The 2,904-nt window shown below is 43.4% G+C and carries 4 protein-coding genes; 2 read left to right on the plus strand and 2 right to left on the minus strand.

Features of this window, described 5'->3' with window-relative positions:
* The coding region (locus tag NTU69_03430; protein MCX5802581.1) for an NTP transferase domain-containing protein at positions 1-203 on the minus strand (203 nt) is incomplete at its 3' end.
* A 187-nt stretch (positions 204-390) separates the two neighbouring features.
* Between NTU69_03430 and NTU69_03435 the strand changes: the two genes are divergently transcribed.
* Positions 391-873: a TRAP transporter small permease gene (locus NTU69_03435; protein ID MCX5802582.1), complete on the plus strand. Its 483-nt coding sequence runs from the start codon at positions 391-393 to the stop codon at positions 871-873.
* Positions 866-2,173, plus strand: coding sequence for a TRAP transporter large permease (locus tag NTU69_03440; protein ID MCX5802583.1), 1,308 nt, complete (start codon positions 866-868; stop codon positions 2,171-2,173). The genes NTU69_03435 and NTU69_03440 overlap by 8 nt, the downstream gene beginning before the upstream one ends.
* Positions 2,174-2,257: 84 nt before the next feature.
* Here the strand turns inward: NTU69_03440 and NTU69_03445 are convergent, their stop codons facing one another.
* Complete coding sequence (locus NTU69_03445) at positions 2,258-2,710, minus strand: SRPBCC domain-containing protein (protein ID MCX5802584.1); 453 nt, start codon at positions 2,708-2,710, stop codon at positions 2,258-2,260.
* Between the last annotated feature and the right edge of the window lie 194 nt (positions 2,711-2,904).

Raw genomic sequence — 2,904 nt, forward strand, 5'->3', positions numbered from 1 at the left:
GGGAATACGTCCTTCAGTATGGGCGCATCTATGCCTGATATGCCATTGTGATGGTTTGAGAGGATAATAACCTCCTTGAATACCCTTTTTGCCTTATCGTATACCTGATTTATTAATGGCTTATTGCCGACCATGAGGGTGGCCTTGTCTCTCCCCATCCTCCTGCTTTTACCACCAGCAAGTATGGCGCAAGTGAAATCCATTATTAGGTATTTACCATCTTTTAATGCACGAGTAAAGAAACATGTACTCTCTATGGTACAAATGCAAATTTTTTCACTTGACAAAATGCCTCCATCGTGAAAATATTTTAACCACATATTGCTTTATTTGCTTTATCAAAATCGTGCGGGCAATAAGCAAAATATCACATATAACTTAGGAGGAGCCATGGCTGGATTATTTGGTATTGTTGAAAGGCTGAGCAAATGGATGCAAGCAATTGCTGGGGTTGCCTTAGCCTTTATTATGTTTCTCACCGTAGCTGATGTTATTATGCGACTCTTTGGGCATCCTATTGTTGGCACCTTCGAATTGGTCGGCCTTGGTGGGGCCGTCGTAATAGGGTTTGGTATCCCCATCACATCATGGCTCAGGGGCCATATCTTTGTGGATTTTGTTATCAATTGGTTCTCCAAAAAGGTGCAAAATGTGTTTAATATCGTTACGAGATGTGTAAGTATCGGATTATTCATTTTAATAGGATCGAACCTGTTCAAACTGGGCATGGACCTTTACAGATCAGGGGAGGTTACCTCGACACGCCAGCTACCCTTTTACCCTGTTGCTTACGGGTTAGGGGTTTGCTGCCTTATACAGTGCCTCGTGTTATTTTGTGACGTTCTAAAGGTTATCGGAGGAAAATATGAATGAGATTATTGTAGGAATAATAGGTCTGGCAATAATATTAATCTTGTTTCTCACGGGGATAGAGTTGGCTTTTGCCATGATTCTTATAGGCTTTCTTGGATTTGGTTACCTTATATCCTTTGAGGCCGCATTAAATCTATTAGCAAAGGATATCTTTGATGTCTTTGACTCCTATGGCTTTACGGTTATCCCCCTCTTCGTTTTAATGGGCCAGATTGCCTTTAACTCGGGCATTGCAAAGAGGTTATTCGATACGGCATATAAATTTATCGGTCATGTTCCGGGGGGACTTGCCATGGCAACAGTGGGTGGGGCAACCGTTTTCAAGTCAATCTGCGGATCTTCACCTGCTACTGCAGCGACCTTTGCAAGTGTTGCCGTTCCTGAAATGGACCGTTATGGTTATGACAAGAGGCTGTCTACAGGGATTGTCGCTACCGTTGGAACGCTCGGGATTCTGCTCCCACCAAGTGTGACGCTCATTGTATTTGGTATCATTACAGACCAGTCAATAGGCAGACTGTTCCTCGCAGGAATTTTCCCGGGTCTCCTTATTGCCCTGTTTTTTATATTCATCATATACGGGTGGTGTAAGATAAACCCGGCCCTTGGGCCCGCGGGGACAAAATCCACATGGGGCCAGAGAATAAGATCGCTTCCAGAGATAGCATGGGTGGTTCTCATTTTCTTTCTTGTGATAGGTGGAATTCTAAAGGGGTTCTTTACACCCACAGAGGCAGGCAGCGTTGGAACGTTTCTTGTTCTTCTTTTAACAGTTTTAAAAAGGGACCTCAACTTCAAGGGCTTTGTAAAATCTATTATAGAATCTGTGAGAACTGCCTGTATGGTCCTTTTTCTGATTGCCGGCTCCACAGTGCTCGGTCACTTCATAGCTGTAACGAGAATACCCATGATAGCCGCTGACTGGATTGTGGGGCTTCCATTCCATCCAGCCTTTATTATGATTCTCATATGCCTTATCTATGAGCTGGGCGGCTCCTTTATTGATGACCTTGCATTCATGATTCTCGCCACCCCTATTTTCTATCCAGCGATTATAAAGCTCGGCTATAACCCTCTATGGTTCGCCATAATGATTGGTATTACCGTAATGGTCGGGGTGGTTATACCCCCGGTGGCAATCAACGTATTCGTGGTAAAAAATATTACCAAGACCCCTTTTGGTGTGATCTATGCCGGTGTATACCCCTTCTTAATAAGCCTTGTTGTTGGTGCAATCCTCTTGTTTTTATTCCCGGGAATGGCTACATGGCTCCCCGGTGTACTGATGGGTGCGGGATAAGAAGCAACACATATAAAAGTGTCATCGAAAAAGGGCTTCTCGATCGAGAAGCCCTTAATGCTTTGGTTTTAAAAATTTAATTGCTTATACAATGGTTTTTAGCTTCTCCTGGAGATTCTTTGTAAATTCTTTTTCTGTATCCTTTGCCTTTGCCCTCATGATCCTGTCGCCAAACATTGCCAGTTTCCCGACGATACTCACATCTGACTTATATGTAACCTCTACCTGGCCCGGCGATACCTCTTTCAAGTCCACAGTGGTCTTATTCTTAAAATGACCGAGCTTCGTTACGTCTTCGCCTTCACCTTCGATCTCTATATGGGTCGGCCGTTCTACTTTTGTTAGTTTATTCACGAATTTCAGCTTTGCTGAAATGGGACCAACCTTCTGTTTCACCACACACTCATATGTGGTGTCATCAATCAGCCTCACCGACTCTGCGCCAGGCAGACATGTCATGATTGTTTCCGGTTTCAGCATAAAATCAAACAACTTATCAATGGGCGCATTTAATGTAAATCCTCCCTCTATAATCATGAAATCCTCCTATGTTTGGAATTAACCTTCCTTAACTTCCTCGCTATTTTTACAGCTTATCCTGTGCCTTTTCAATTATCTCGGCAAGGGTGACATAGCTTTTATTTCCCGGTGTTGTGGCCTGTTCGATCATAAGATCTATAAATGACAAACCCTGCGAATCAACCCATGCCTTATGTGGTTTATCGCCTGTT

The organism is Pseudomonadota bacterium (assembly GCA_026388215.1).
Lineage (GTDB): Bacteria > Desulfobacterota > Syntrophorhabdia > Syntrophorhabdales > Syntrophorhabdaceae > JAPLKF01.

Coding starts and splice junctions, on each gene's coding strand:
- NTU69_03435 (MCX5802582.1), top strand. CDS start 391: ATGGCTGGATTATTTGGTATTGTTGAAAGGCTGAGCAAATGGATGCAA.
- NTU69_03440 (MCX5802583.1), top strand. CDS start 866: ATGAATGAGATTATTGTAGGAATAATAGGTCTGGCAATAATATTAATC.
- NTU69_03445 (MCX5802584.1), bottom strand. CDS start 2,710: ATGATTATAGAGGGAGGATTTACATTAAATGCGCCCATTGATAAGTTG.